This is a genomic window from Candidatus Palauibacter sp. (assembly GCF_965208055.1).
GTDB lineage: Bacteria > Gemmatimonadota > Gemmatimonadetes > Palauibacterales > Palauibacteraceae > Palauibacter.
Window position 1 is genome coordinate 2,872,761 of the sequence record NZ_CBDBNY010000004.1, and the last position, 23,824, is coordinate 2,896,584.

At 68.6% G+C, this 23,824-nt stretch carries 19 protein-coding genes; 15 read left to right on the plus strand and 4 right to left on the minus strand.

Annotation, left to right across the window (positions count from 1 at the left end):
- The first annotated feature begins 8 nt into the window (after positions 1-8).
- Genes ACOGXI_RS12755 through ACOGXI_RS12770 form a run of 4 tightly spaced genes read left to right on the plus strand, consistent with a single transcriptional unit; the run spans position 9 to position 3,803 of the window.
- Positions 9-1,541 (plus strand): acyl--CoA ligase, encoded by a 1,533-nt coding sequence (locus ACOGXI_RS12755; protein WP_419939224.1) that lies wholly within the window; start codon positions 9-11, stop codon positions 1,539-1,541.
- A 13-nt stretch (positions 1,542-1,554) separates the two neighbouring features.
- Positions 1,555-2,535: a 2-dehydropantoate 2-reductase gene (locus ACOGXI_RS12760; protein ID WP_419939225.1), complete on the plus strand. Its 981-nt coding sequence runs from the start codon at positions 1,555-1,557 to the stop codon at positions 2,533-2,535.
- 38 nt (positions 2,536-2,573) lie between these two features.
- On the plus strand, positions 2,574-3,008 hold the full coding sequence (locus ACOGXI_RS12765; RefSeq protein ID WP_419939226.1) for a VOC family protein: 435 nt from the start codon (positions 2,574-2,576) through the stop codon (positions 3,006-3,008).
- Positions 3,009-3,056: 48 nt separating this feature from the next.
- Positions 3,057-3,803 (plus strand): ion transporter, encoded by a 747-nt coding sequence (locus ACOGXI_RS12770; protein WP_419939227.1) that lies wholly within the window; start codon positions 3,057-3,059, stop codon positions 3,801-3,803.
- Between the two features lies 1 nt (position 3,804).
- Here ACOGXI_RS12770 and ACOGXI_RS12775 read toward each other — a convergent pair whose 3' ends face one another.
- The gene (locus ACOGXI_RS12775) at positions 3,805-5,304 is read right to left on the minus strand and encodes an Nramp family divalent metal transporter (protein WP_419939228.1); all 1,500 of its coding nucleotides are present in this window, start codon (positions 5,302-5,304) and stop codon (positions 3,805-3,807) included.
- A 251-nt stretch (positions 5,305-5,555) separates the two neighbouring features.
- Between ACOGXI_RS12775 and ACOGXI_RS12780 the strand changes: the two genes are divergently transcribed.
- The 4 genes from ACOGXI_RS12780 (at position 5,556) to ACOGXI_RS12795 (ending at position 9,004) form a co-directional block, all read left to right on the plus strand.
- Positions 5,556-6,080 carry a lipocalin-like domain-containing protein gene (locus tag ACOGXI_RS12780; RefSeq protein ID WP_419939229.1) on the plus strand — a complete coding sequence of 175 codons (525 nt, stop codon included), beginning with the start codon at positions 5,556-5,558 and terminating at the stop codon, positions 6,078-6,080.
- Between the two features lie 140 nt (positions 6,081-6,220).
- On the plus strand, positions 6,221-6,808 hold the full coding sequence (locus ACOGXI_RS12785; RefSeq protein WP_419939230.1) for a lipocalin-like domain-containing protein: 588 nt from the start codon (positions 6,221-6,223) through the stop codon (positions 6,806-6,808).
- A 28-nt stretch (positions 6,809-6,836) separates the two neighbouring features.
- Positions 6,837-8,690 (plus strand): amidohydrolase, encoded by a 1,854-nt coding sequence (locus tag ACOGXI_RS12790; RefSeq protein ID WP_419939231.1) that lies wholly within the window; start codon positions 6,837-6,839, stop codon positions 8,688-8,690.
- A 110-nt stretch (positions 8,691-8,800) separates the two neighbouring features.
- Positions 8,801-9,004, plus strand: coding sequence for a hypothetical protein (locus ACOGXI_RS12795; RefSeq protein WP_419939232.1), 204 nt, complete (start codon positions 8,801-8,803; stop codon positions 9,002-9,004).
- Here the strand turns inward: ACOGXI_RS12795 and ACOGXI_RS12800 are convergent.
- Both ACOGXI_RS12800 and ACOGXI_RS12805 read right to left on the minus strand, forming a co-directional pair.
- Positions 8,979-9,473 (minus strand): thiol-disulfide oxidoreductase DCC family protein, encoded by a 495-nt coding sequence (locus tag ACOGXI_RS12800; RefSeq protein ID WP_419939233.1) that lies wholly within the window; start codon positions 9,471-9,473, stop codon positions 8,979-8,981. The genes ACOGXI_RS12795 and ACOGXI_RS12800 overlap by 26 nt on opposite strands.
- A complete protein-coding gene (locus ACOGXI_RS12805) occupies positions 9,470-11,818 on the minus strand; it encodes a choice-of-anchor B family protein (RefSeq protein ID WP_419939234.1) in 2,349 nt (782 codons plus the stop codon). Before ACOGXI_RS12805 ends, ACOGXI_RS12800 begins: the two co-directional genes overlap by 4 nt.
- A gap of 193 nt (positions 11,819-12,011) precedes the next feature.
- Here ACOGXI_RS12805 and ACOGXI_RS12810 point away from each other — a divergent pair, with 193 nt between their 5' ends.
- A complete protein-coding gene (locus ACOGXI_RS12810; protein WP_419939235.1) occupies positions 12,012-14,093 on the plus strand; it encodes a S9 family peptidase in 2,082 nt (693 codons plus the stop codon).
- Between the two features lie 290 nt (positions 14,094-14,383).
- On the opposite strand, the gene ACOGXI_RS12815 is transcribed toward ACOGXI_RS12810, so the two are convergent.
- Positions 14,384-17,053 (minus strand): M14 family zinc carboxypeptidase, encoded by a 2,670-nt coding sequence (locus ACOGXI_RS12815; RefSeq protein ID WP_419939236.1) that lies wholly within the window; start codon positions 17,051-17,053, stop codon positions 14,384-14,386.
- A gap of 199 nt (positions 17,054-17,252) precedes the next feature.
- On the opposite strand from ACOGXI_RS12815, the gene ACOGXI_RS12820 reads away from it, so the two are divergent.
- The 6 genes from ACOGXI_RS12820 (at position 17,253) to ACOGXI_RS12845 (ending at position 23,205) form a co-directional block, all read left to right on the plus strand.
- Positions 17,253-18,542: an NRAMP family divalent metal transporter gene (locus ACOGXI_RS12820; protein WP_419939237.1), complete on the plus strand. Its 1,290-nt coding sequence runs from the start codon at positions 17,253-17,255 to the stop codon at positions 18,540-18,542.
- On the plus strand, positions 18,539-19,414 hold the full coding sequence (locus ACOGXI_RS12825) for an MOSC domain-containing protein (protein WP_419939238.1): 876 nt from the start codon (positions 18,539-18,541) through the stop codon (positions 19,412-19,414). Before ACOGXI_RS12820 ends, ACOGXI_RS12825 begins: the two co-directional genes overlap by 4 nt.
- 36 nt (positions 19,415-19,450) lie before the next feature.
- On the plus strand, positions 19,451-20,806 hold the full coding sequence (locus ACOGXI_RS12830) for a Na+/H+ antiporter NhaC family protein (RefSeq protein ID WP_419940201.1): 1,356 nt from the start codon (positions 19,451-19,453) through the stop codon (positions 20,804-20,806).
- Positions 20,807-21,030: 224 nt separating this feature from the next.
- Positions 21,031-21,495 carry a hypothetical protein gene (locus ACOGXI_RS12835; protein ID WP_419939239.1) on the plus strand — a complete coding sequence of 155 codons (465 nt, stop codon included), beginning with the start codon at positions 21,031-21,033 and terminating at the stop codon, positions 21,493-21,495.
- 73 nt (positions 21,496-21,568) lie between these two features.
- A complete protein-coding gene (locus ACOGXI_RS12840; protein ID WP_419939240.1) occupies positions 21,569-22,093 on the plus strand; it encodes a hypothetical protein in 525 nt (174 codons plus the stop codon).
- Positions 22,090-23,205, plus strand: a complete 1,116-nt coding sequence (locus tag ACOGXI_RS12845; RefSeq protein WP_419939241.1) for a 6-bladed beta-propeller — start codon at positions 22,090-22,092, stop codon at positions 23,203-23,205. Before ACOGXI_RS12840 ends, ACOGXI_RS12845 begins: the two co-directional genes overlap by 4 nt.
- Positions 23,206-23,824 lie beyond the last annotated feature (619 nt).

Sequence of the window (23,824 nt, forward strand, 5' to 3'; positions counted from 1 at the left end):
ACCTGACCATGCCGGATACCGCTACTGTCTGGGAACTGCTCGCGGGCGGTTCGGGGGAGAGTCCCGCCATCGCCGCCCCCGACCGCCAACCTCTCGACTTCGCGGGCCTCTGCCGACACGTCGAGACGACCGTCGGCGCCCTCAACGGCTTCGGCATCGGGCGGGGCGATCGCGTGGCGATCGTGCTCCCCAACGGTCCCGAGATGGCTTCCGCCTTCGTCTCCGTGGCGTGCGCGGCGACGGCCGCCCCCCTGAACCCGGCCTACCGGCAGCCCGAGTACGAGTTCTACCTCTCCGACCTGAGCGCGAAGGCGCTCATCCTCGAAGCGGGCAGCGACTCCCCGGCGCGCACCGCGGCCGCCGACATCGGGATCCCGATTCTCGAGTTGCACGCCGACGCCGAAGCTCCCGCCGGGACGTTCGAACTCGTGCGGCAGGGACCCGGGGAGGACGGATCCGCCGCCGCGAATTCGGGGCTTGGGACGGCGGATGACGTCGCACTCATCCTTCACACCTCCGGAACGACATCGCGCCCCAAGATCGTGCCGCTCTCCCACCGGAACGTCTGCGCCTCCGCGGGCAACATCCAGCGCACGCTGCGGCTCACGGCTGAGGATCGCTGCCTGAACGTGATGCCGCTGTTTCACATCCACGGACTCATAGCGGCCGTGCTCGCGCCGCTCGGCGTCGGAGGCTCGATCTTCTGCACCCCCGGCTTCAACGTGCTCCGCTTCTTCTCGTGGCTCGACGAAGCGCGGCCCACGTTCTACACGGCCGTTCCCACGATGCATCAGGCGATTCTGGCGCGCGCCCCGAGGAACCGCGACGCGGTCGAGCGGAACCCGCTGCGCTTCATCCGCTCGGCTTCCGCCTCCCTCCCGCCGCAGGTGATGGCGGAACTCGAGGACACGTTCGGCGCTCCCGTGGTGGAGGCGTACGCGATGACCGAAGCGGCGCACCAGATGACGTGCAACCCGCTTCCGCCCGCGGCGCGCAAGCCGGGCACGGTCGGGATCGCCGCGGGCCCCGAGGTTTCGATCATGGACGAGGCCGGAGCGCTCCTGCCGGCGGGCGAGGTGGGGGAGATCGTCATCCGCGGCGCGAACGTCAGCGACGGCTACGAGAACAACCCCGCCGCGAATGCCGAGGCCTTCACCAACGGGTGGTTCCGGACGGGGGACCAGGGCGTGCTGGACGACGAGGGCTACGTCACGATCACCGGACGCCTGAAGGAGATCATCAACCGCGGGGGCGAGAAGATCTCACCGCGCGAGATCGACGAGGCGATCCTCGACCACCCGGCCGTGCGCCAGGTCGTGGCGTTCGCGGTGCCGCACCCGAAGCTGGGCGAGGAAATCGCGGCGGCCGCGGTGCTCCGCGAGGGGATGGAGGCGACGCCGCGCGAACTGCAGGCGTTCGCGGCGGAGCGGCTCGCCGACTTCAAGGTCCCCCGGAAGATCCTTCTCATGGACGACATCCCCAAGGGTCCGACCGGCAAGCTCCAGCGCATCGGCATGGCCGAGAAGCTCGGCCTGACCTGACCGGCGGCGGCTGATGCGGATCTGCATCTACGGGGCGGGCGCGATCGGGGGATACCTCGGCGCGCAACTGTCGCTGGCGGGGCGGGACGTCACGCTCATCGCGCGCGGCCCCCACCTGGAGGCGATGCAGCGACACGGCGTGCGGCTGCTGATCGACGGCGAGGAGCGCGTCGCCCATCCCCGCTGCACGGACGACCCCGCGGAGGTGGGGCCTCAGGACTACGTGATCGTCACGCTCAAGGCACATTCCGTCCCCTGGATCGTGGAACCGATGCAGCCGCTGCTCGGGCCCGGCACGGCCGTGGTCACGGCGACGAATGGCCTCCCGTGGTGGTACTTCTACCAACTCGAAGGCCCGTGGCGCGACCGGCGCCTCGAGAGCCTCGACCCCGGCGGCGTGCAGTGGGACGAGATCGGCCCGGAGCGCGTCATCGGCTGCGTCGTGTATGCGGCCACCGAGGTGTCGGAGCCCGGCGTGATCCGGCACCTGAAGTACAACCGGTTCACGCTCGGCGAGCCCGGCGGCGAGAAGACGGAGCGCGTGCGGCGGCTGGCGCGAGCGATGATCGGCGCGGGATTCCGGGCTCCGATCCGGGGCATCCGAAACGAGATGTGGGTGAAGCTGTGGGGGAACGTCGCCTTCAATCCGATCAGCGCCCTCACGCTTGGAACCTTGGGCACCATCGCCGGAGACCCCGATACGCGTGCGGTCGCGAAGACGATGATGCTCGAGGGGCAGGCGGTTGCCGAGGCGCTGGGCGCCCGTTTCTCGATCGACATCGAACGGCGCATCAACGGGATTGCGGCCGTGGGCGAGCACCGGACATCGATGCTGCAGGATCTCGACAAGGGCCGGCCCATGGAGATCGACGCCCTCGTCACGGCCGTGCAGGAGATGGGGCGTATGGTCGATGTCCCCACTCCGACGATCGACGTGGTCCTCGCCCTCGTCCGCCAGCGCGCCCGCGTCGCCGGCGCCTACCCCTCCGCCTGAATTCGACCCGGGATCCGACGATCCCACTGGAGAACCATATGAAGAACCCTCCGGACGGCTGGCCGAGAATCACTCCCGCCGTGTTCTACGACGACGCCGGCGCCGCGATCGACTGGCTGGCCGATGCTTTCGGGTTCGACGTGCGGGAGAGGATCGAGAACGAGCAGGGGCAGGTCGTGCATTCCCAGCTCGCCCTGAACGGTGGCCTCATCATGGTTGGCCAGGCGGGGCTCACGCCGGGCCGGACGTACCCCCGATCCCCGCAGGCCGCTGACGGCGCGAACACGCAGTCGCTCATGGTCTACGTGGACGACGCGGACGCGCACTGCGAGCGGGCGCGCGCGGCCGGCGCCGCGATCACGACCGAACCGGCCACCCAGGACTACGGCGAGGACTACTGGTCCGACCGAAGCTACGAGACCCGGGATCTCGAGGGTCACTACTGGTGGTTCGTTCAGCGCCTGCGCGGATAACAGGCCCGGTGTGCCGAACGCAGAACGAGCACCGCTCCGGAGTCGCCGATGAACATACGCGGTATCGTGGAGGGAAGCGTGGGGGGATCGGCCAAAGGGTCCCGCCGATGGTTCGACAAGTGCGTGTTCTTCCTCATCATCGCCTCGCTCGTGTCGATGTCGTTGTCCACCCTCCACCAGTTGCCACCCGCCTGGAAGGCGACGCTCGCCGTCTGTGAAATCGTCGTCGTCATTCTCTTCACGATCGAGTACGGGCTGCGGATCGTCGCCGCGGAGAACAAGTGGTCCTTCGTCCGCAGCTTCTACGGCATCGTCGACCTTGTAGCCCTTCTTCCGTTCTACCTCTCGCTCGCAGGGGTCGGAATCGACCTGCGGGCGGTTCGCGGCCTGCGATTGCTCCGCGTGTTCCGGCTCTTCGAGATCGCACGATACAGCACGGCGGTGACCAGGCTGGTGAAGGCCGTGCAGTACGCGCGCCACGAGGCCACGGTGTTTCTGTTCGCCACGCTGATTCTGCTGTACGTCGCGGCCCTCGGTATCCATCATTTCGAGCACGAGGCCCAACCCGAGAAGTTCGAATCGGTGTTCCACAGCCTGTGGTGGGCGGTCGTGACGCTGACGACGGTGGGGTACGGGGATGCATACCCCGTCACGGTGGGGGGCAAGATCTTCACGTTCATCATTCTGATTTGCGGGATGGGGATCGTGGCCGTGCCCGCCGGACTGGTCGCGTCAGGCATGGCGCGGGCGACGGACGAGGCACTGCGGAGCGGGCGGCCCGAAGACGAGAGTTGAGCTAGGCGCCGAAGAGGGGGATCCGGAACACGCGTGCGAAGATCAGAATGCCGCACAGGCCCATGAAGATGAGCAGGCTCAATCCCCCGAAGCAGCGGGCGAACCACGACGGGTAGAAGAGTTCGTCCTCCTTCGGGATCACCTTCAGGCAGAAGTAGAGGTTGAAGAAGTAGATCACGGGCGCGACGAAGAAGGCGAGCGCCGAAGCGACGAGCACGAGGAACACGGGGCGCGGGTCGAAGGTGATGTAAAGGACCGAGGCGATGAGCGAGTAGAACATCGTCATCCGGTAGATGTTGTACTCGGAGTTCCACGTCCGCCGCCGTTCGGGATCGGCCCGATCCTCCGGCGATATCCCGCGCAGGCGCGCCGTCGTGCGGAAGAGGTTCCGGCAGCATGCGCCGACGATGCGGGGCCATCCGTCAAAGTAGTTGAAGGCGGTGGAATACGTGGCCGCGAGGGCCCCGAGGATGAAGATCATCATCATCCACGGTCCCACGCTGAGCGTGAAGATGCCCGCGATCTCCCCCATGACGGCGCGCCCCTCGATCGGACTCGGATGGAGCCACACCGCGGCGAGGAGGACGAAGATCGCCGCCAGCGCGAAGGAGACGACGTGGCCCGTCCGGAAGTCCCACAGCCCGATCCGGAACCAGCGGCGGCAGTACTCCCGCGCGTGCGGGGAGAGCCGCGCGGTATCGACCGCGAGGTCGGATGCGGGCGAGGTGAAGGGGTCGAAGCGAGGCGCGACGCCGGTCGCCTCGAGATGGGGCCGGACCTTGCTCATGCCCGCGCGCTTCGCCTTCCCCCACTCCGACGCCTGCAGCGAGACATCGATGCCGGTCGGCAGCAGGCCGAGGAAGCCCGCGATCACGAGCCACGACCCGTCGGGGATCTCGAAGAGGAAGAAGTGCCCCATCTCGGCGAGCGGCGCCGGCTGGACGATATAGACCGCGACCGATGAGAGGACGAGGACGCCCGCGAGGGCCTTCGTCGTGTTCTCGATGGCCTTGTAGCTGCCCCGGAGGATGATGCCCACGGAGAGCACGCCGAGCAGCGCCGCGTACACTTCGAGCGGAACGGCAAGGCCCAGGTATTCGCTGAACAGGTAGTAGAGGACCGCGGCGGCCGCGATCAGACGTCCCGCCTGGCCGATCGCGCACTGGATGAGCGTCGTGATCATCACGTACCAGAGCGGCCACTTCCAGCGCGCCGTGGCATAGGCCTCGAGGAGACTCTTCCCGGTCGCATTGGTGAACCGGAAGGCCATCTCGAAGCCGTAATACTTGAAGATGTAGGCGACGGGCAGGCACCAGAGGAGGGCGTGGGCGAACCGGCCTCCGGCGGTGGGCGCCGTGACGACGTGGCTCGTTCCGATCCCCGTCATCATGAGGATCAGCCCGGGGCCGAAATGAGCGAGAAGATCGCGCGGCCTGAGCGACGGGAGGGCGAAGTCCTCCGGATTCAATCCGTCGTCGGCCTTCGATTCGCGATCGGACAAGCCGGGACTCCCGTTCAGGGACCACTGCTTTTCACGCCGGTGCCTTTCGGGCCGGACCCGGAAGGTACACAGGACATCGCTCCCTGCCGAGAGGGTGGGCGATCCGTGCGCGGCCGAAGGCACAGAACGTTCCCGCGGGAACGCGGCCGCAAAACGTTGCTGCAAAAGGCCGCTGTGGAAAGACGCCGGGATCGGACCTATCGTTCCGGGACCCCTGAAGACCATGCGCGGCCAGCGAAGCGGAGGTGCGAATGTCTGCGATCCATCCCCAGGTGCGCGGCGTGTGCTGCGCGCTGACCCTGGTATTCGCCGCCGGGTGTGCCCCGGGCCCCGCCGCCGAAGCGGACAACCCCTTCGTCGGGGCGTGGTCGCTCGCGTCGTGGGAGAGCCGCTCCGCGGCAGGCGAAGTGACACTTCCCTACGACGGGAATCCCGCCGGCCAGATCACCTACACGGCCGCCGGCCGCATGTCCGCGCAGTTGATGCAGGCGGGGCGGGCGTTCCCCGACGCCGCGGAGGCCACCGGCCAGGAGATGCGCGACGCCATTCTGGGCGGTTTCTTCTCCTACTACGGAGACTACAGCGTCGACATGGAGGCGGGTGTCGTCACGCACCACGTGGAGGGCGCGCTGCTGCCGGGTTGGGTCGGCTCGGACCGGCCACGCTCGTTCACCTTCGACGGACGGGACCGGCTGATCCTGAGTACCGAACCGGACCCCGCGCGCGGAGGAGGTGCGGTGGGAATTCTCGTCTGGGAGCGAATGTCCGGCCGCTGACCGGGGGCCGAACGGGGTCGGGATCCAGAAAAACTTGCTCCGGGGCGCACGCCCGCCGAGGATGTCGGTCCCCGTCGGCCGCAACCGTCGGCCGCAGCCAATCGACAGCAACCACCGGCAACCCGCCGTGGAGAGGTCCCTTGATCAAGTACGCGTTCGTGCGTCGCCGCGTCTCCGCGCCCCCTCGCGGTCGCCATCGCCCCCCAAGACGCTTCGGCGTCAACCCGGCCGCTCCTCTCGCGCTTGCCCTGATCGTCGGCTGCGCGCCCGAACCGGGAACGAACGCCCCCGCGTCCGACCCTCCGATCGTCGGCGTGTGGCGTCTCGTTTCGTGGGAACGGCGGATGCCGGATGGAGAGGTCACGCTGCCGTACGGCGAAACGCCGGGCGGTCAGATCGCATACCTGGCGAACGGCCGCATGTCGGCCCAGCTCATGCGTCCCGACCGCGTGTTCCCCGACACGGCGACGTCGACGGCCGAGGAGATGCGGGCTTTCATCCTCGGCAGCTTTTTCTCCTATTACGGGGACTATACCGTGGACCCCGAGGCGGGCGTCGTCACGCATCACGTGGAGGGCGCGCTCCACCTCGAGTGGCTCGATTCGGACCGGCCGCGCGCCTTCCGCCTCGAAGGACGCGACCGGCTGATCCTGAGCACCGCTCCGGATCCGCAGATGGAGGCAGGCGGCGTGAACACGCTTCACTGGGAGCGCATCCCGTCGCGGTGACTCTCTCGGAACTCTGCAAGGACGAATGATGACGAAGTCAACCGTTACCCTGGTCCTGGCCGCGGCGGCGGTGGCCGGCGCATGCGCGGCCGGGGGACCGGAAGATCCCGCGGATCTCGTCCTCATCAACGGGGACGTGTACACGCTCGACGAGGCGCGGCCCGCCGCCGAGGCGGTCGCGATCCGCGGCGAGCGCATCGCCGTCGTCGGATCCAACGCGCAGGCGCAGGCGCTGGCGGGCCCGGACACGCGCGTCATCGATCTGGGTGGCGCCTTCGTCTCGCCGGGTTTCAACGACGGCCACGTGCACGTCGAGAGCACCGGGGCGCTGATCGTGGGCGTGAACCTGCTCGAGGTCCACGAGCCGGAGGGCTTCCGCGAGGAGGTCGCGCGCGCGGCCGAACGTCTGGCGCCCGGGAGCTGGATCACGCGCGGCGACTGGGGCGCCTACGAGCAGTGGGAGGCCGGATCGGCCGGCCGCGAGGGAGAGGGCGGCGCTGCGGAGGGTGGCGACGCGGCGGCCGGCGATGCGAGTGCCGGCGGGCCGTTCACGCCGCACCGCGACCTCATCGACGGCGTGACCCCGGATCACCCCGTCCTCGTGAACCGCTTCGACCGTTCCATGTACCTCGCGAACAGCCTCGCGCTCGAGATGGCGGGCATCGCGGACGCCACGCCGTCGCCGCCGGGCGGCACGATCGCGAAGGGCGGGGACGGCCGGGTCACGGGCATCCTCACGGGCTCCGCCGTCGACCTCGTCCGGGCCGCCATCACGCCCAAATCGTTCGAGCAGCGCCTCACCGAGGTCCGCGCCGTGCTCCGGGAGGCCCGCGAGGGCGGCGTCACCACGATCCAGGACATCACGTCCTCCGAGCAACTCCGCGCCTACCAGGAACTGCACGCCCGCGGCGAACTGACCGCCCGCATCAACATCCGCCCCTCGCTCGACAACGTGACCCACACCGGCGGGCTCGGGATCACGCGCGGCTTCGGCGACGACTGGCTCCGCTTCATCGGCTACAAGGCCTGGATCGACGGAATCATGGGCGGCTCCAGCGCGATGTTCTACGAGGAGTACGACCACGCGCCCGGCAACTTCGGGATCGTGCGCCAGATCATGCTTCCCGAGGGCATCGACGGTCTCGCCCTCTCCCTGACCCGCGACCAGAACTACGCCGAGTTTCCGAAGGGGAACCTCCAGCGGCTCATGGAGGAGGCGGTGCCCACGGGACTCCCGCCCCACATCCACGCGATCGGCGACAAGGGCGTGAAGATCCTGCTCGACCTGTTTGAGACCGTGTTGAGCGAGCACGACATCATCGAAGCGGATCACAGGTGGCGGATGATCCACGCGCAGGTCGTGGAGGAGGCGGACTTCCACCGCTTCGGCGAACTCAACCTCGTGGCGGAGGTGAACCCGTACCACATCTCGGACGACATGCGCTGGATGGAGGAGAGGATCGGCCCGGAGCGGTCGCGCGGCGCGTACGCGTTCCGGTCGCTGAAGGACGCGGGGGCCGTGCTCGTGTTCGGGAGCGACAGTCCCGGTACGAACGCCGCCCGCTACTTCCTGCATCCGAGGTACGGGCTCTACGCGGCGGTCAGCCGCCAGACGCTCACGGGCGAGCCGGCCGAGGGGTGGTTCCCGGAGCAACGCCTGACGATCGAAGAGGCGATCGAGGCCTACACGCGGAATCCGGCCTGGGCTTCGTTCGAGGAGGACATCAAGGGCACGCTGACGCCGGGGAAGCTGGCGGACATCGCCGTGTTCGACGTGGACCTGATCGAGGCCGGCGGGAACGATCCGGCGCGGCTGCTCGAAGCCGAGGCGTTGTACACGATCGTCGGCGGCCGCGTCGTCCACGAGCGCGGCGCACCGTAGGCGGACTGCGCCGGGAGGCTCCGGCCAGGGGCGGCTGCTACGGCGGAACGCTTTGTTGGGAAGAGCTTTACGGGCCACGCAACGTATGAACGCGGAGGACTCCGGCGAGAATGATCAGCGTTGCGGTGGACGGAGGCTTGGTCGAACAGGTGCGAGAGCTGCTCGAGACGGCCTCACTGGAGGAGACCGTCGACTACGCGCTGCGCCAGGTCGTCCGGCGCGATGCGCGACGCCGTGAGATTGAAGCCCTCGTGAGGATGGAGGGACTCGATCTATCGGACGAGCAAGTCATGGCGGGTTGCTGGCGCCAGTGAGGTCGTTCCCGCCCTCGAGAAACCGCCAGCCTTCGTCGGTCTGCGGGATTTCGCAGACCGTCTTCCTGCCGAACCAGCGGTAGCGGTTCCGGGCTACGAAGCGGTACACGAAGTTGCGAAGCGGGGCGGGGATGACGAGGAGTGTCGCGACGAACGGCCAGGCGCGGCCGAGCCCCGCCAGGATGAGCAGCGCGGCCGTGCTGCTGCGGTAGGCCTTTCCTCTCGCGAACAGAATCAGCGACCGCGGGGGCTCGCCGGGTCCAAGGGTTCCAGGGGTCTCGACCCTCGCCGCCGTGAGGATCCGGCGTCCCGCGTCGGACTGGAGCGCGGCGAAGCGGAAGCGGCCCCGCCGGTCCCGGCGGATGACGAAGCGGACGGCGCCCGCGCACAGGTTGCAGACGCCGTCGAAGAGGACGATGGGGCCCTCCGGGCGCACCTCGGCGTCGGCGGGCCCCGCCGCGTCGTTCACGGCACGAGGCGGGGTCTTGCCATGTTCTTGAGCAGGAAGAGTCCGTCCCCGGTTCCCGTCACGGCGATCGTTCCGCTCTCGAAGTAGGGGTAGTTGCTCCACGATGCGCCGCCCTGGTAGGGCGATGTGTCGAAGAAGCCGATCTCGACCGGGTTCTCGGGGTCCGAGATGTCCAGGACGCGGAAGCCCGCGGAGTAGTTCGACTGGTACATGAGATCGCCGACGATGTAGAGGTTGTGGTCGGTGGCGGTCGTCTCCGCGATGTATTCCGTGACGAGGATCGGATCGTCGAGGTCCGTCACATCCCACACCAGCGTGCGCGTCCCCTCCACGAGGCCCTGGGGCTCGTCGCCCTCGTCGTTCATGTAGAAGTAGCGGTGGTCGTCGGTCAGCCAGCCCTGGTGCGCGTAGGCGACGTTCGGATAGTCGATCGTGGCGAGGCCGACCGGCGCATTCTTGTCGCTCACGTCGGCGATGTTGAACGCCGTCTCGTTCGAGCCGAGGCAGATCTCCTTGCCCGCGTGCTCGGTGTCGGGGCCGCGGTAGGTCACGCACTGCGCGTCGTGTACGTACCCCGTGCCGCGGCGTCCCGTCCCCTCCTGCGCGAAGCAGCCGGCGAAGACGGGCTGGGCCGGATCCTCGAGATCGATCATGTGCAGGCCGCCGCCGCAGGTCTCGCCTCCGCCGCTGTTCCCGACGGCATAGGCGAAACCGGTCTCCTCGTTGATGACGATGTTGTGGGCCGAGTGAATCCCGTCGTAGAGGAACGTCTCCTCGAACGTCACGGGCTCCGCGCCCACGTCGCGCAGTTGCCGCAGGTCGAACACCTGCACGCCGTGCTCCAGGGCCGCGTCCGCGACGATGTAGGCGTGGTCGCGATACACCTTGATGTCGCGCCAGATCATGTGTCGCGAACCTTCGGTGGCCGGCAGGTCGCCGAGGAAGCGCGGGTGATAGGGGTCGCTGACGTCGACGAACGATGTGCCGTCCGTACGCCCGACGATCGCGATCTCCCGCCCCGTCTCCGGATCGGTCCAGCCCCAGATGTCGTTGACGCGCGTGGCGCGGGTGCCGCCGAGGTCCTTGATCGGCATGAACGCGGTGATGTTCACGTCCCGGCACTCGAAGACGTCCGCCTGCCCCTCGGCGCACTCGATCTCTTCGCCGGCGATGGCGGGGAGGCCGCGGTAGTCGTTGACGAGGGTGCCGCCCTCTTCCCAGGCACCGGTGGCGGACCGCTCGTAGACGACGGCGCCGCCGGCGCGGGAGTCGACTCCCGTCGCGCCGATGACGAGGTGGTCGCCGGATCGCGCGGCCGCCCCGGCGAAGCCGGAGCGCTCGCCGAGCGGAGAGCGCAGGAGAATGGAAGCCTCGCGCCACTGCCCCTCGGCATCGCGCCGGTAGGCATACAGGGTGCCGGCGCCCATGAAGCTGCCCGGCGCCCCAATGAGGATGTCGTCGCCATCGAATCCGATGGAGGAGCCGAACTGCGCGTTGGGTTCGGGCAGGAGCGGGCCGAGCCGCGCCTCCATGGTCCAGCCGTCGGCGCCCCGCGCAAAGGCGAAGACCGCCCCGCCGCTCTCCCTCAGCGTCGGGGCGCCCACCAGCGCGAAGCCGTCGCGCACGGCGAGCGAGGCGCCGAACCCGCTCCGCTCCTGGAGCGGCGGCGTTTCCAGCATCCCGGCCGCCGTCCACGCCCCCGAACGATCGCGCTCGAAGGCATGCACTGCGGGTGGCGCGTCATCGGCCTCCCGGGTGCCGACGAGCAGCGTTTCTCCGTCGAGGGCCAGCGCCGCGCCGAACCCCTCGGTCGCCACGCCCTCCGTCGGCCGCAGCGCCGCGCCTGCGGACGCGGTCCCGTCGGGGCCCGGGACATAGGAGAACACGGCCCCTCGTCCGTCGTCCGCTCCGGGGGAAGACACGATCGCGGCGCCCCCGGTCAGGGCGATGGCGCTCCCGAACGCCGCGGCGCCCTCCGGCGCCCCGAGCCGGGCCACCTGCTCCCAGCCGCCCGCCCCATCGGACCGGAACACGTAGACCGCGCCGGCCCCGTCCGCTTCGAGCGGCGCGCCCGCCCACAGCCAGTCCCCCTGAGTCGCGATCGCCCGCCCGAACCCGTCCGGGACGCGCACCTCGCCGGAAACCGTGATCTGCCCCGTCTCGGCCCAGCCCGAGCCCGTGCGGCCGAAGACCCACACGATGCCGGACATCGTGCCGTTGCCCGCTTCGCCGACCAGCACCTGGTCGCCGCTCACGGCAAGCGCACCGCCGAACTGCTGCGCGCCGGCCACCGCGGGGCTCGCCAACACCAATCCCGCCGCCAAGAAAAGGATTCGCCGATTCATGAGATACCTCTCCCGGAGTTCCGTCCCGTCACACCGTCGTGTCACGCGTCCCGTCGCCGATGACACGCATGCAAGCTGCGTTCCCACCGGCCCGACACGCCAGCGCCCACGCCGATCCCGATGGTTTCCTTCCCCCCATTCCCGCGTGTACGTTGCAAATCTGCACATATCCCGCTTTCGGCAGGAGGTCATCATGTATCGCGCCGCCCGCTTCGTCTCCGCGAGCCTTCCTCTTCTCCTCTTCGTCGGCCTCTTCGCCGGTCCGGCACCGGTCTCGGCCCAGAACGGCGACGGGACGAAGACCCTTTCCCTCGACATGTACATGGACTGGGAACGGGTCTCGAACCCCCAGATCTCCCCGGACGGCCGCCACGTCGTCTACACGCGCGGCTGGATCGACCAGATCAACGACCGCTGGGAGTCCACGCTGTACATCATGAACGCCGACGGCACCCGCAAGCGGGAGCTGATCGAAGGGTCCGGCGCGATCTGGTCTCCGGACGGCACCCGCATCGCCTACACCGCGTCGGGTGAGCCGGAGGGCTCGCAGATCTTCGTGCGCTGGATGGACGCGGAGGGGGCGAGGACCCAGATCACGCGGGTCGAGCATTCCCCCGGCAGCCTGCGCTGGTCGCCGGACGGCACGCACATCGCCTTCACCATGCTGGTGGAGGACGAGGAGAGCTGGCCGATCGACCTGCCGAGCCGCCCGGATGGCGCGAAGTGGACGGAAGGCCCGAAGATCGTCACCCGCATGGACTATCGTCAGGACCGCCGCGGGTACGTCGACCAGGGCCACTCCCACGTCTTCGTGGTCCCCGCCGACGGCGGCACGCCGCGCCAGCTCACCGATGGGATGTGGAACCACGGCAACCCGCAGTGGAGCCCGGACGGGAGCGAGATCTACTTCTCATCGCTGCGGGAGGAGGACTCCGAGTACAACTGGCGCGAGTCCGAGATCTACGCGGTGGACGTGGCCTCGGGCGCGATCCGGCAGCTTACGACGCGCCACGGGCCGGACGGCGGCGCCTATCCCTCGCCCGACGGCAGCCTCATCGCCTACGCGGGACAGGACTGGAACGACGACACGTACCGCAACTCCCACCTCTACGTGATGAACCCGGACGGTTCGGGCGTGCGGCAGATCTCCGGCGACTTCGACCGTGGTCTGCGCGGGAGCCCGCAGCTCATGTGGGCCCCGGACGGGAGCGGCGTCTACTTCAACGTGAACCGTGAAGGCACGCGGCACCTGCACTTCGCATCCGTGGACGGCGGCGTGACGCAGGTCACGACCGGCAACCACCTCCTGAGCCTGAGTTCGTTCACCGAAGACGGGGATGCGGTCGGCACGTTGACCACGCCGCACGGCCCCGGCGACGTGGTGTCGTTCGATCTCGACGACGGCGGCAACCTCATGCCGCTTACGGATGTGAACGCGGATGTGCTGGCGGGGGTCACGCTCGGCGAGGTCGAGGAGATCTGGTACAAGTCGGTGAACGACTGGGATATCCAGGGCTGGATCGTGAAGCCGCCCGACTTCGACCCGTCGAGGAAGTACCCGCTCATCCTGTCGATCCACGGCGGGCCGCACGGCATGTACAACACCGGCTTCAACTTCGGCTGGCAGGAGCACGCCGCGAACGGCTACGTCGTCGTCTACACCAACCCCCGCGGCAGTTCCGGGTACGGGACGGACTTCGGGAACGCGATCAAGAACGCCTATCCGTCGCAGGATTTCGACGACCTGATGGCCGGCGTCGACGAGGTCGTGGCGCGGGGATACATCGACGAGGACAACATGTTCGTCTACGGCTGCTCCGGCGGCGGCGTGCTCACCTCATGGGTCGTGGGCCACACGGACCGCTTCCGCGCCGCCTCGGCGAACTGCCCGGTCACGAACTGGCTCTCCTTCGTCGGGACGACGGACGGACCCGGCTGGTACCGCAACTTCGAGCACTTCCCGTGGGACGACCCCTCGGAGCACCTGCGCCGCTCGCCGCTCATGTACGTGGGCAACGTGACGACGCCGACGATGCTGATGACGGGGGAGATGGACCTGCGGACGCCGATGCCCCAGACGGAGGAATACTACCAGGCGCTCAAGATGGAGCGGGTGCCGACGGCGATGATCCGCTTCCGCAACGAGTGGCACGGGACGAGCAGCACGCCGTCGAACTTCCTGCGCACGCAGCTCTTCCTGCGCACCTGGTTCGAGCGCTTCGGGACGCACGACGACGGCGACACGCGCGCCGTATCGGACGACCAAAGCTCCTGACCTGCAAGCGCCCGGGATCCGCGCCGGGTTCCAGCGCAGCCCGCGAACGCCCCGTTCGAGCTTCGGTTCCGACGGGGTGTCGCGGGTCGATTACGGTCCGAGCGCGCCGATGGGGATGACGCTCACGCCATCGGGCCGCTGGTAACCGTACGGGCTGCAATTGAAGGTCGCGCAACAGGTGTTCCGGTCCGGCGCCAAGTGCCGCCACGGCGAGGGACGGGTCGACGAAGTGGCCGCCCGTTTGGCGATTTGCAACGCCTACAATCGTGCTTCTGCAACCTCCCGGCCGCCTATCGCCCTGGTCCCAGCAGGACGGCGTTCATGAACAGGAGTTGCGTCGCCTCCGCGTAGGCGCGGTAGTTCGGGTCCTCGGCGAAAGCCACGATCTGGCCGCGCCCCACGGGCTGGTGGATGAGGAACGCCTTGTTCGCCAGTTGCGGACGCGATTCCTCCCACACGATCCCGCTCAGGACGAGGCTCTCGAGGTCGGCGTAGCGGCCGACGTTCGTGCCCTCGTCGAGGGTGATGGGACGGAAGACGCGGGAGCCCTCGACGAGGACGCCGATCTCGCCGTCCGTGCCGGCGGCGAGCCAGTGTTCCGTGTCGAGCCGCGTGCGCAGGATCGCGCCGGGCACGCCCTCCGGCGATTCGTCCTCCGGGGAGATCGCATCGAGGTAGTCGATCGGCTGCTCGGGCGTGCCGGGCTCCGGCGGGTCGTCGCCCTCGGCGCGGCCGCCCCGGCGCTCCGGCTCGGTGGCGAGGAGCCCGGCCCGCGAGGCCCAGCGCGAGGACTCGGCCATCGTGATCAGCGTGCCGCCGTCCCGCATCCAGGCCCGCAGACGATCCAGCAGCCCGTCTCCCACGACACCGCCGTAGTTGCCGCTCGGGAAGACGACGACGTCGTAGTCCGCCAGCCGTGCCCGGCCGAGGCTCGAGGCGCGCACAGCTGTCGTGCGCTGCCCGTAGCGCCGTTCGAGGACGTAACGGGCCCAGCCCACGGAATAGCCCCGGCCGGGGGCGTCGTAGACGAGGAGCACGCGCGGCTCGCGCAGCGCCCGGACGCTGCGGCTGCCGAGCGACATGCCCTCGCGCACGTACGCGTCGTCGATCGGGACGACTTCGGCGCGGTGCCGGGCGGCGATGCCGGCCAGGCGTTGTCGCAGATTGGGGCCGTTCTCGGCCGCCCGGACGATGGCGGTGCCGACGCCGAAGCGGCGGCCGTCCAGCGTGAACTCCGCGCCCGCGGCCCGGATACGGAGGCCTTCGCGCAGCGCTTCGGCGACCGCCGCGGCCCCGTTCGTGCCCCACGGGACCAGGTAACCGACGAGCGCTTCGGGCAGGGGCGCCGCCGAGCCGCCGCCCCCGCCGCCGACTCCCCGGCCGCCGCCCTCGCCACCGCCGTTCACCTCCGGGCGCGCGGCGGTCTCGCTCGCGGTCAACGGCGCGCCGCGCGCCCCCGTCGGGGCGGTCTCGATCGCCTCCACGTCCCACAGCAGCGGCTGGCTCCACGCCGTCAGGTCGTAGATCTCGTCCGGCTGCCGGTTCGCCCGACGCTCGACCTGCCGCCGCACGAAATCCTCCTCCATCGGCACGTGCGCGTCGAGGAGGTTGCGGATGAAGCGGTGCGCGGGCTGCGCGAGCGGCACGATGAAGCTCGAACCGGCGGGTAGCGTCCGGCCTCCGACCGTCACCGGCCCGGCGGCGCGAAACACTTCCATCCCGTTCTCGACGAGCATGAGGGCGAGCCGCTCCGCCATGCCCGGATCGTGCGCGGAATGGAGCACGATCTCGGCCGGGCCCCGCTCCCCGAGCGCGATCCCTTCACGCAGGAACGCCACGTAGTCCCGCAGGATCCGGTCCCGGTTCCGGGCAGCCGTGAGAGCGGTCTCGATCGCCGCCGTGAAGTGGTGCAGCACGCCGTCGCCGTACGTGAGCAGGTCGTCATCCGATTGCCGCAGCCGGAGTCCCCCGGCGCCCGCCTGCTCGTACGTCATCCCCAGCGCCCCGTGCCCCATCGGCCACATGTCCACGTAGCCGGGATAGAAGAGGTCGTACACGTCCCGGTTGAAGTACGCGAACCCGCGTTCGTCGAAGCGCGCCGCGATCGCCTCGCCGAACACGTCCATGAGCGCGACCTGCCGCTCCCCGAACCAGGGGTTGGAGGGCGGCGCGGTGGGGGGGAAGAAGTAGGTCGCGTCCCCTCCCATCTCGTGCAGGTCCGCCACGATGTGGGGACGGAACTCGAGGAAAATGTCCACCTTCCCCCGCGTTTCGACCTGGCTCTGGATGAACAGGTCCCGGTTGAGGTCGAACAGGTAGTGGTTCCCGCGGCCGCCCGGCCACGGCGGGTCGTGCTCGGCGGAGACCCGGGCCTCGTCCGGCCAGCGCGCCCCCGCGACCGAGTTCTGGTACACGAAGCGGTTCCGCCCGTCCGGGTTCTCCATGGGGTCGATGAGGACGAGCGACTCCGAGAGGATGAGGTCGACGTCGGGATCCCCGATCGCCGCGAGCAGGTGGTAGGCTTCGGCCATCGCGGCGCCGCTGGAACTGATCTCGTCGCCGTGGATCCCGTGCATGAGCGCGGTGACGACCGGGAGTTCGGCCAGCAAGGCCTCGGCCTCCGCATCGGAGAGGCCGCGCGGGTCGGCGAGCCGCGCGATGCCCGCCTTCACCTCGTCGAGCCGCGCCATGCGCTCCGGCGAGCCGATGACGAGGACGACGAGCTGCCGGCCCTCCCAACTCTCCGCGTACTGCATGAGACGCGTCCGGTCGGGGGCCGCGGCGGCGAGCGCCTCCATGTAGCGGATCACGTCGTCGGGCGGCGTGACGACCTCGCGGAAGCCGTGTCCCGCCACCTCTTCGAGCGTGGGGATGCCGGGGTCGTAGCGCGTTCCGGGTGCGAGTTCCTGCGCCTGGGCGGGCACCTGCAGCGCGGCGGCGAGCGCGAGCGTGGAAAGCACGGGCACATCTCCGGGTACGGGGAACGGGAGGCCGTCGACTCACTATCGCACGATCGTCGCGGGGGTGCACGATGCGTTGGGCGGTGCGTTGCACGCCGGGGCGGCCAGGGCGCATCCTCAGGCCGATCCGATCCTGGCAGCCCGCGCCGAAACCGGGCTGCCAGGTCCCGCCGCCCACGGTCCGGCCGGAGGAGACCCAATGAGCGAACCCGCCGCCAGCGAACCCGCCGCGCGCTCCCGCTCCAGCTTCTGGAGGAGCTTCGGCCCCGGCCTCATCTGGGCCGCGACCTCCATCGGGGTTTCCCACCTCGTGCAATCCACGCGGGCCGGGGCGGAGGCTGGGTTCGCCCTCGCCGGCGTGATCGTGGTCGCGCTCGTCCTCAAGTATCCCTTCTTCGAGTACGGGGCGCGCTACGCGGCGGCCACGCGGCGGAGCCTGGTCGAGGGCTACCGCGACATCGGCGGCTGGGCGCTGTGGCTCTTCCTCGCCATCACCCTCCTGACCGCGATCATCTCGCTCGCGGCGCTCGGGATGTTCATGGCCTTCCTCACGCGCTACGCCTTCGGCGCGGAGTGGCCTCTGGCGGCGACGGCGGCCGTGCTGATGGGCGCCTGCGTGGCGGTGCTCGCGGTGGGGCGTTTCCGCGGCCTCGACATCACGATCAAGATCCTGCTCGCGATGCTCGTCCTCTCGACCGTCGCGACCGCGCTGGTGGCGGCGCCGCGCGCCGACCTCTCGACGCTGGCGGTCTGGCCGGGCGACGTCGTCGGCACCGTCGTCCCCTTCGCTTTCCTCCTCGCCCTCATCGGGTGGATGCCCTCGCCCGTCGACGTCGCGGTGTGGAGCAGCCTGTGGACGCTCGCCAAGGACAAGACGACGGGCGCGCAGACATCGGTCGCGGACGCGAGGCGCGACTTCCTGGTGGGCTTTGTCGGCACCGGCATCCTCGCCCTCATCTTCGTGTCGGTGGGCGCCACGGTCCTGTACCAGGCGGATGTCGCGCTCAGCGACGCCGGGGCCGTGTTCTCCACGCAACTCGTCGACATGTACAGCACGACGCTGGGCTCGTGGTCCCGTCCCATCGTGCTCGTGGCGGCGATGGCGACGATCTTCTCGAGCCTCCTCGCGGTCACGGACGGTTTCCCGCGGGCGATCGAGCGCACGCTGGCGAACCTGCGGGGGCGCGTCGCGGCGGAGACGGTGACCCGCGTGGGACGCGTCTACTGGTGGAGCATGGTCACGCTCCCCGCCATCGCCTTCTTCATCATCCTCGGCTTCTCCGGCAGCCTGACCGCGATGGTGGACTTCGCGACGACGGTCGCGTTCCTCACCGCGCCCATCCTCGGCTACTTCAACCTCCGCGCCGTGACCTCGGAGGCGGTGCCGCCGGAGCACCGACCGGGCCGCGGCATGGTGACGCTGACCTGGGTGGGACTGGTCCTCCTCGGCGGGACCGGCCTCGCCTACCTCGCGTCGCTCCTGCGATGAGCGCCCCCCCGGCCATGGACGGCGCGGCGGGGCCACGCGGCGAGGTGGTGGGGCGGATTGCGAGCCTCTACCGCTATCCCGTGAAGTCGATGGGGGGAGAACGCCTGGAGGCGGCTCGAATCACGGCGCGCGGGATGGAGGGCGACCGGGCCGGCGCGCTGGTGGACCGCGAGACCGGACGCGTGGTGAGCGCGAAACGGCCGCGGCTGTGGGGGGCGGTCTACGATCTTTCCGCGAGCTTCCACCGAGAGAACCAGGAGCATGGAGAGAACGGGTCCGCGGAGATCCGGGTCCGGTTCGAGGACGGCACGACGCTGTCGAGCGCTGCGCGCGGGCGGCTGGAGGCCCGCCTGAGCGCGCTCCTGGGCCGGGAAGTGGCGTTCGCGACGGAGGCGGCCGGCAGCGGGACGTGCGAGTACCACTGGCCGGACATGGAGGGACTCGTCCAGGACGGGCGGACATACCGCGACGAGATCACGGAGTGGGAACTGCCGCCCGGGACCTTCTTCGACAGTTCCGGCCTCCACGCCCTGACGACGGCGAGCCTCGACCATCTGCGGGGGCTCGCGCCGGGAAGCGATTTCCACGTTGGCCGCTTCCGGCCCAACCTCGTGATCGAACCCGTCGCCGGGGCGCGGGGCTTCGTCGAGAACGAGTGGGTGGGCGGCACGCTCCGGATCGGCGAGGCGCGCCTGCGGGTGACGAAGCCGTGCATGCGCTGCGTCATGGTCACGCTCCCGCTGGGAGATCTCCCGAAGGACCCGCGGGTGCTGCGCGCCGCCTTCGACCACAACGACGGGAACGTGGGCGTGAAGTGCGAGGTGGACGGGCCGGGCGCCGTCCGGGTCGGCGACGAGATCCGCCTCGGCTAGCACGGCCCGCCGCACCGCCGGAGAAGGGAGTCGCCGCTGGAGCATTTCGGCGTCGTAAGCCTCGTACCGACGGCCGTCGTACTGGCCGTGGCAGTCTGGACGCGTCGGCCGGTGGAATCCCTCATCGCCGGGGCGCTCGTCGGGTTCGTGATCCTCGTGCCCCGGGATCCGCTCACCGCCTTCACCGACGGCATGGTCGCGGTCATGCAGAACGAGACCGTGGGCTGGATCATCCTCGTCTGCGCGCTCTTCGGCAGCCTCATCACCCTGCTTGTCCGGGTCGGCGCGGCGGCCCGCTTCGGCGACGCGGCCTCGGCGCGCATCCGCACGCGCGGCGGCTCGCTCGCCGTGACGTGGCTGCTCGGGCTCGCCGTCTTCATCGACGACTACCTGAACGTCCTCGCGGTCAGTTCCTCCGTGAAGCGGGTCACCGACCGGTATCGCGTGTCGCGCGAGATGCTGGCCTATGTCGTGGACTCGACCGCCGCGCCGGTGTGCATCCTCGTGCCGATCTCGACGTGGGCCGCCTATTTCTCGGGCCTGCTCGAGGAGACGGGGTGGGCGGCGCCGGGCCGTGGCCTCGCCCTCTACATGGATGCGATCCCGTTCATGCTCTACGCGTGGATCGCGGTGGTTCTGGCGGCCCTCGTCGGGATCGGCCTGGTCCCCGCCGTCGGCCCCATGCGCACGGCGGAGCGTCGCGCCCGGGAGACCGGGCAGGTGGTCCCGCCGGGCTTCGAGGAGGCGAGGCTCGAAGGCGAGACCGATCCGCGCGCCGCCGAGCGGGCGCGCCCGTGGCACTTCATCGTTCCGGTCGTCACGCTCGTGGCCGCCACCTGGTGGCTCGACCTCGACATCCTCAAGGGCGTCATCGTCGCGCTCGGCCTCACCCTCGTCATCTTCGTGGGCGCGAGACTCCTTCCGGTGCGCGCGGCGCTCGATACCGCCATGGCCGGGGTGCTCACGATGATCGTCCCCTTGGCGACAGTGTTCGGCGGCTTCCTCCTCAAGGAAGTGAACGACGGACTCGGGCTCACCGCCTACCTCATCCAGACGGTCGAACCGCTGATGACGCCGCGGCTGCTCCCGGCCGTCACCTTCCTCACGATGTCGCTCGTCGCGTTCGCCACGGCGTCGTTCTGGGGCATCTTCGCGGTGGCGGTCCCGATCGTGCTGCCGCTCGCGGCCTCGGTGGGGGCGGAGATGCCGCTCGTAATCGGGGCGCTCATCTCCGCCAGCGCGTTCGGCAGCCACGCCTGCTTCTACGGCGACTCGACCGTGCTGGCGTCCCGGGGCGCTGGCTGCGGGGTGGTCGAGCATGCGCTGACCCAACTCCCCTACGCGCTCCTCGCCGCAGCGCTGGCCACCGGAGGGTTCCTCCTCCTCGCTTGATCCCGTCGCGCGCCGCGGCCCCTTCGCCGCCCCCCTCAGCGGCGATGCCCCTTCGCCGTCCGGAGTCTGACCCGACCCGCCGTATCCGTAGAGTCCGCATGGGTTTCCGACGATTCCTCCGCGCTCCAAGCGCAACAGGTCATCGACGCCGCGAACGTAGTTTGGCCCTCGGGCGGGATATACATGGTAGGGGGGTACGTTTCGCGTGGCCCAAGGAGGTTCGGATGATCGAGATCCTGGCGGACTCGCCAGACGACGGGGCGCTCATCGCAAGAGCCATCGGCAGCGACACACGGGTCGTGAACAATTCCGTTCGGTTCGCGAACGGCGGCGCCCACGCCGAGTGTCGGATCCTGGGTTGCCGCCATCCGATTCGGGCGGAGCGAATCGAACTCCTGCGAAAGATCGAGCGTGACGCGCCGTGGGTTCCCGTCATCCTCGTGACGGATCACACGCCCGACCTTGCTCACCGACTGCGCGATATCAGGGTGGCGGCCGTCGTCTGGTACGCCGACGTTCGAACCGAACTCAAGCCCCGGATCGTCGCCGTCAAGCGATCGGTCCCGCTCCTGCGCCTGGCGAAACAGGTGGAGGAGGCGAAACTGCCTCCTGCCCTTCGATCCGGACTGGCGTACAGATACTGGAACTCTCGACGACCCCGGTGGTATGGCGGCGCGCTGTGCCGGTGATCTTCTTGGCAACCGACCGACGAGGAGCCGCCGCACCGCAGACGCAACGGGACTTCATCGCGAGGAGGGACGGATGATTGCCGCCCACGCGAGCATCTGGGCACCCGGTAAGTCGCAGTGCCTGAAGGCTACGTTGTCGGCAGCTGTTCTGGTCTCGCTGATCGGATGCCACGGGGCGTTCGCGCAGGGTGAAGCTGGCACGTGGGAGGAGCGGGCAAGCGACATCATCGCCGCGGCGGATCGGCGAGTCGAAGACGCAACGACTGTATATTGGGTCATATCGCAGTCGGCATCAACAATTTGCTCCGATTACCTCTATTACGTGCGCTACTTCGCATCGCGTACTACAGATTATAAACATGTGATCATTACGGATTTCGATGAGAATACTCTCCGCAGCCAACTCAGAAAAGCTCGTATAGATGCGACGGTTATCGCCGTGCCCCATGTGCTTCCCTCCAACGCGATGCTAGTCGTCGCAGCGGGTACCGGCATGCAGCCCTTGGCGGTCCGATTTGTTGCTGGCACCGACGCCTCGCGGCACCCCAACCGCGTGTCGGAGATGGTCGCCAATCTTCTCGGCGAGGTCGCTGAATGATGCGGCTCGTGAGCCGCCCCGGCGAGCTCATCTCGGGTGCGGCCATCGTCGTGTTGGCATTGGCGTTGGCGTCGACCCGCGGTGCGGATGGACACACAGAACCTGCGGGAGAAACGACAGCTGGTTGTCGCGCAGACGTACCAGCAATCGGAACTACGTTCTTCGAGGCGCGTCGTGTCGATCTGCAGGATCTGGACACGGCGAGGCTGGTGACGCCGAGCGTCATCGATATCTCGCCATCGGGCAACCACATTCTCATAGGAGACCGCGACGATTACGACGTGAAACTGTTTGATCGCGGCGGCCGCTTGATTAGCGTCATCGCAACGCGCGGGGAGCAACCCGGACAGGTGTTTATTCTGGATGGCGCGGCCTTTCGCAATGATTCAATGGTCATGATCGCGGACGCCGGGCGGATGCAGTTGATGGAATTCGATCTGCAGGGCAAGCTGGTCGCCGAAACGCATCTTCCGGTACGACCGATCACCTCCGTCCAAGTGTTGGACCAAAGCGTGCTCGTCGGAGGAAGGTCTCCTCCCACGCTCGCGGACCCAAGAGCCAGGGGGGTTCATGTGCTGGATTCCGAGGGGAGTATTTCCCAGTCCCTCGGCTCCCAACCCTTGGCATCGGTCGGCGGCGTGTCAAGATACTTGGCCGCGACCGCGCCGTTCTTCCATGTCACAAGTGGCGGCCGTGACTCCATCGCGGTGGCTTGGCGCCTGACGAACAACGTCGAGGTTTTCGATCTGGTCTCTGGAGGATCCCGAACATTCCGCATCGGAGGGGGACCAGGGTACGTGGACCCCGACACGCTACTTCACCGCCTTGGCCCCGAGGGGCAGTCGGATGTGTTGAACCGATCAAGTCCCATCGTCGGTCTCTTCACGGCTGCGGGTTACATCATCGTCGCATATTTTTCGCCGGCAACGGGGAGCGACAACCTGCGTTATCTTGTTTATGATCGATCCGGTACGCTCGTGGAATTTATCGACGATCCACCACTCGTACTAGGAGTGCATGCGGACTCCTTGCTCGCGATCGGACGATCATCGGAGAGCGAGAATGGACGGTACGCGGTCCGCATTTTCGCGCCGTGTGTAACCAAGTCATAAGATCAAGGAGCATGACTGTGAAGAAACGACACTCGAAGTTGCGTCTGAGGCTCGCACTCGTGCTGATCGCGGCGTTGGCCGGAACTGCCGGAGCATCCCCCACACCTGCCAGTCAGGACGCGATGGAAGTCTTGTTGTGCAAGTACGACGCGGAGGAAGATGCGCAGCGGTGCCGCGTTGTCGAAGTGCGGTGCGCGCCAAACTGCTTTACGGGTTTCTGCTGTATGTATATAGATTAGCTTCAGCACTGATCGATTTCGACGCCACCAGGAAGAAAGGTTTACAGTGATGTCAGACCAACGGAGGCCACGCCGCTCGATCTGGACGTCCGTGCTAACTGCGGTCGTGGTGGTCGGCGCGCTCTGTGCTCCGCAACTCGGCAAGCCGGGGCATGCGCAAGAAGATGATGGGGGGCCACCCGACGATTCGTACCAAGCGCTCAAGGCCATCCACTGCGACCTTGATGGCTGTGAGGTTCTCGGCTACTACTGCTTGCGAAGGTGCTGGGCGGCTCCATGCTGTGTCGACGCGTAGGCTCTTCGTTCCTTCTCGACGAAACTAACCTGTTGCGGACACTGACCCTCGTGGCGGCAGGGGCCACGGCCGCGTCCGGGTGTGG

Excerpts from the sequence above, each read along its gene's own strand:
- ACOGXI_RS12790 (WP_419939231.1), top strand. The coding sequence starts at position 6,837 with ATGACGAAGTCAACCGTTACCCTGGTCCTGGCCGCGGCGGCGGTGGCC.
- ACOGXI_RS12765 (WP_419939226.1), top strand. The coding sequence starts at position 2,574 with ATGAAGAACCCTCCGGACGGCTGGCCGAGAATCACTCCCGCCGTGTTC.
- ACOGXI_RS12770 (WP_419939227.1), top strand. The coding sequence starts at position 3,057 with ATGAACATACGCGGTATCGTGGAGGGAAGCGTGGGGGGATCGGCCAAA.
- ACOGXI_RS12755 (WP_419939224.1), top strand. The coding sequence starts at position 9 with ATGCCGGATACCGCTACTGTCTGGGAACTGCTCGCGGGCGGTTCGGGG.
- ACOGXI_RS12845 (WP_419939241.1), top strand. The coding sequence starts at position 22,090 with ATGATGCGGCTCGTGAGCCGCCCCGGCGAGCTCATCTCGGGTGCGGCC.
- ACOGXI_RS12805 (WP_419939234.1), bottom strand. The coding sequence starts at position 11,818 with ATGAATCGGCGAATCCTTTTCTTGGCGGCGGGATTGGTGTTGGCGAGC.
- ACOGXI_RS12835 (WP_419939239.1), top strand. The coding sequence starts at position 21,031 with ATGATCGAGATCCTGGCGGACTCGCCAGACGACGGGGCGCTCATCGCA.
- ACOGXI_RS12840 (WP_419939240.1), top strand. The coding sequence starts at position 21,569 with ATGATTGCCGCCCACGCGAGCATCTGGGCACCCGGTAAGTCGCAGTGC.
- ACOGXI_RS12810 (WP_419939235.1), top strand. The coding sequence starts at position 12,012 with ATGTATCGCGCCGCCCGCTTCGTCTCCGCGAGCCTTCCTCTTCTCCTC.
- ACOGXI_RS12760 (WP_419939225.1), top strand. The coding sequence starts at position 1,555 with ATGCGGATCTGCATCTACGGGGCGGGCGCGATCGGGGGATACCTCGGC.
- ACOGXI_RS12780 (WP_419939229.1), top strand. The coding sequence starts at position 5,556 with ATGTCTGCGATCCATCCCCAGGTGCGCGGCGTGTGCTGCGCGCTGACC.
- ACOGXI_RS12820 (WP_419939237.1), top strand. The coding sequence starts at position 17,253 with ATGAGCGAACCCGCCGCCAGCGAACCCGCCGCGCGCTCCCGCTCCAGC.
- ACOGXI_RS12795 (WP_419939232.1), top strand. The coding sequence starts at position 8,801 with ATGATCAGCGTTGCGGTGGACGGAGGCTTGGTCGAACAGGTGCGAGAG.
- ACOGXI_RS12825 (WP_419939238.1), top strand. The coding sequence starts at position 18,539 with ATGAGCGCCCCCCCGGCCATGGACGGCGCGGCGGGGCCACGCGGCGAG.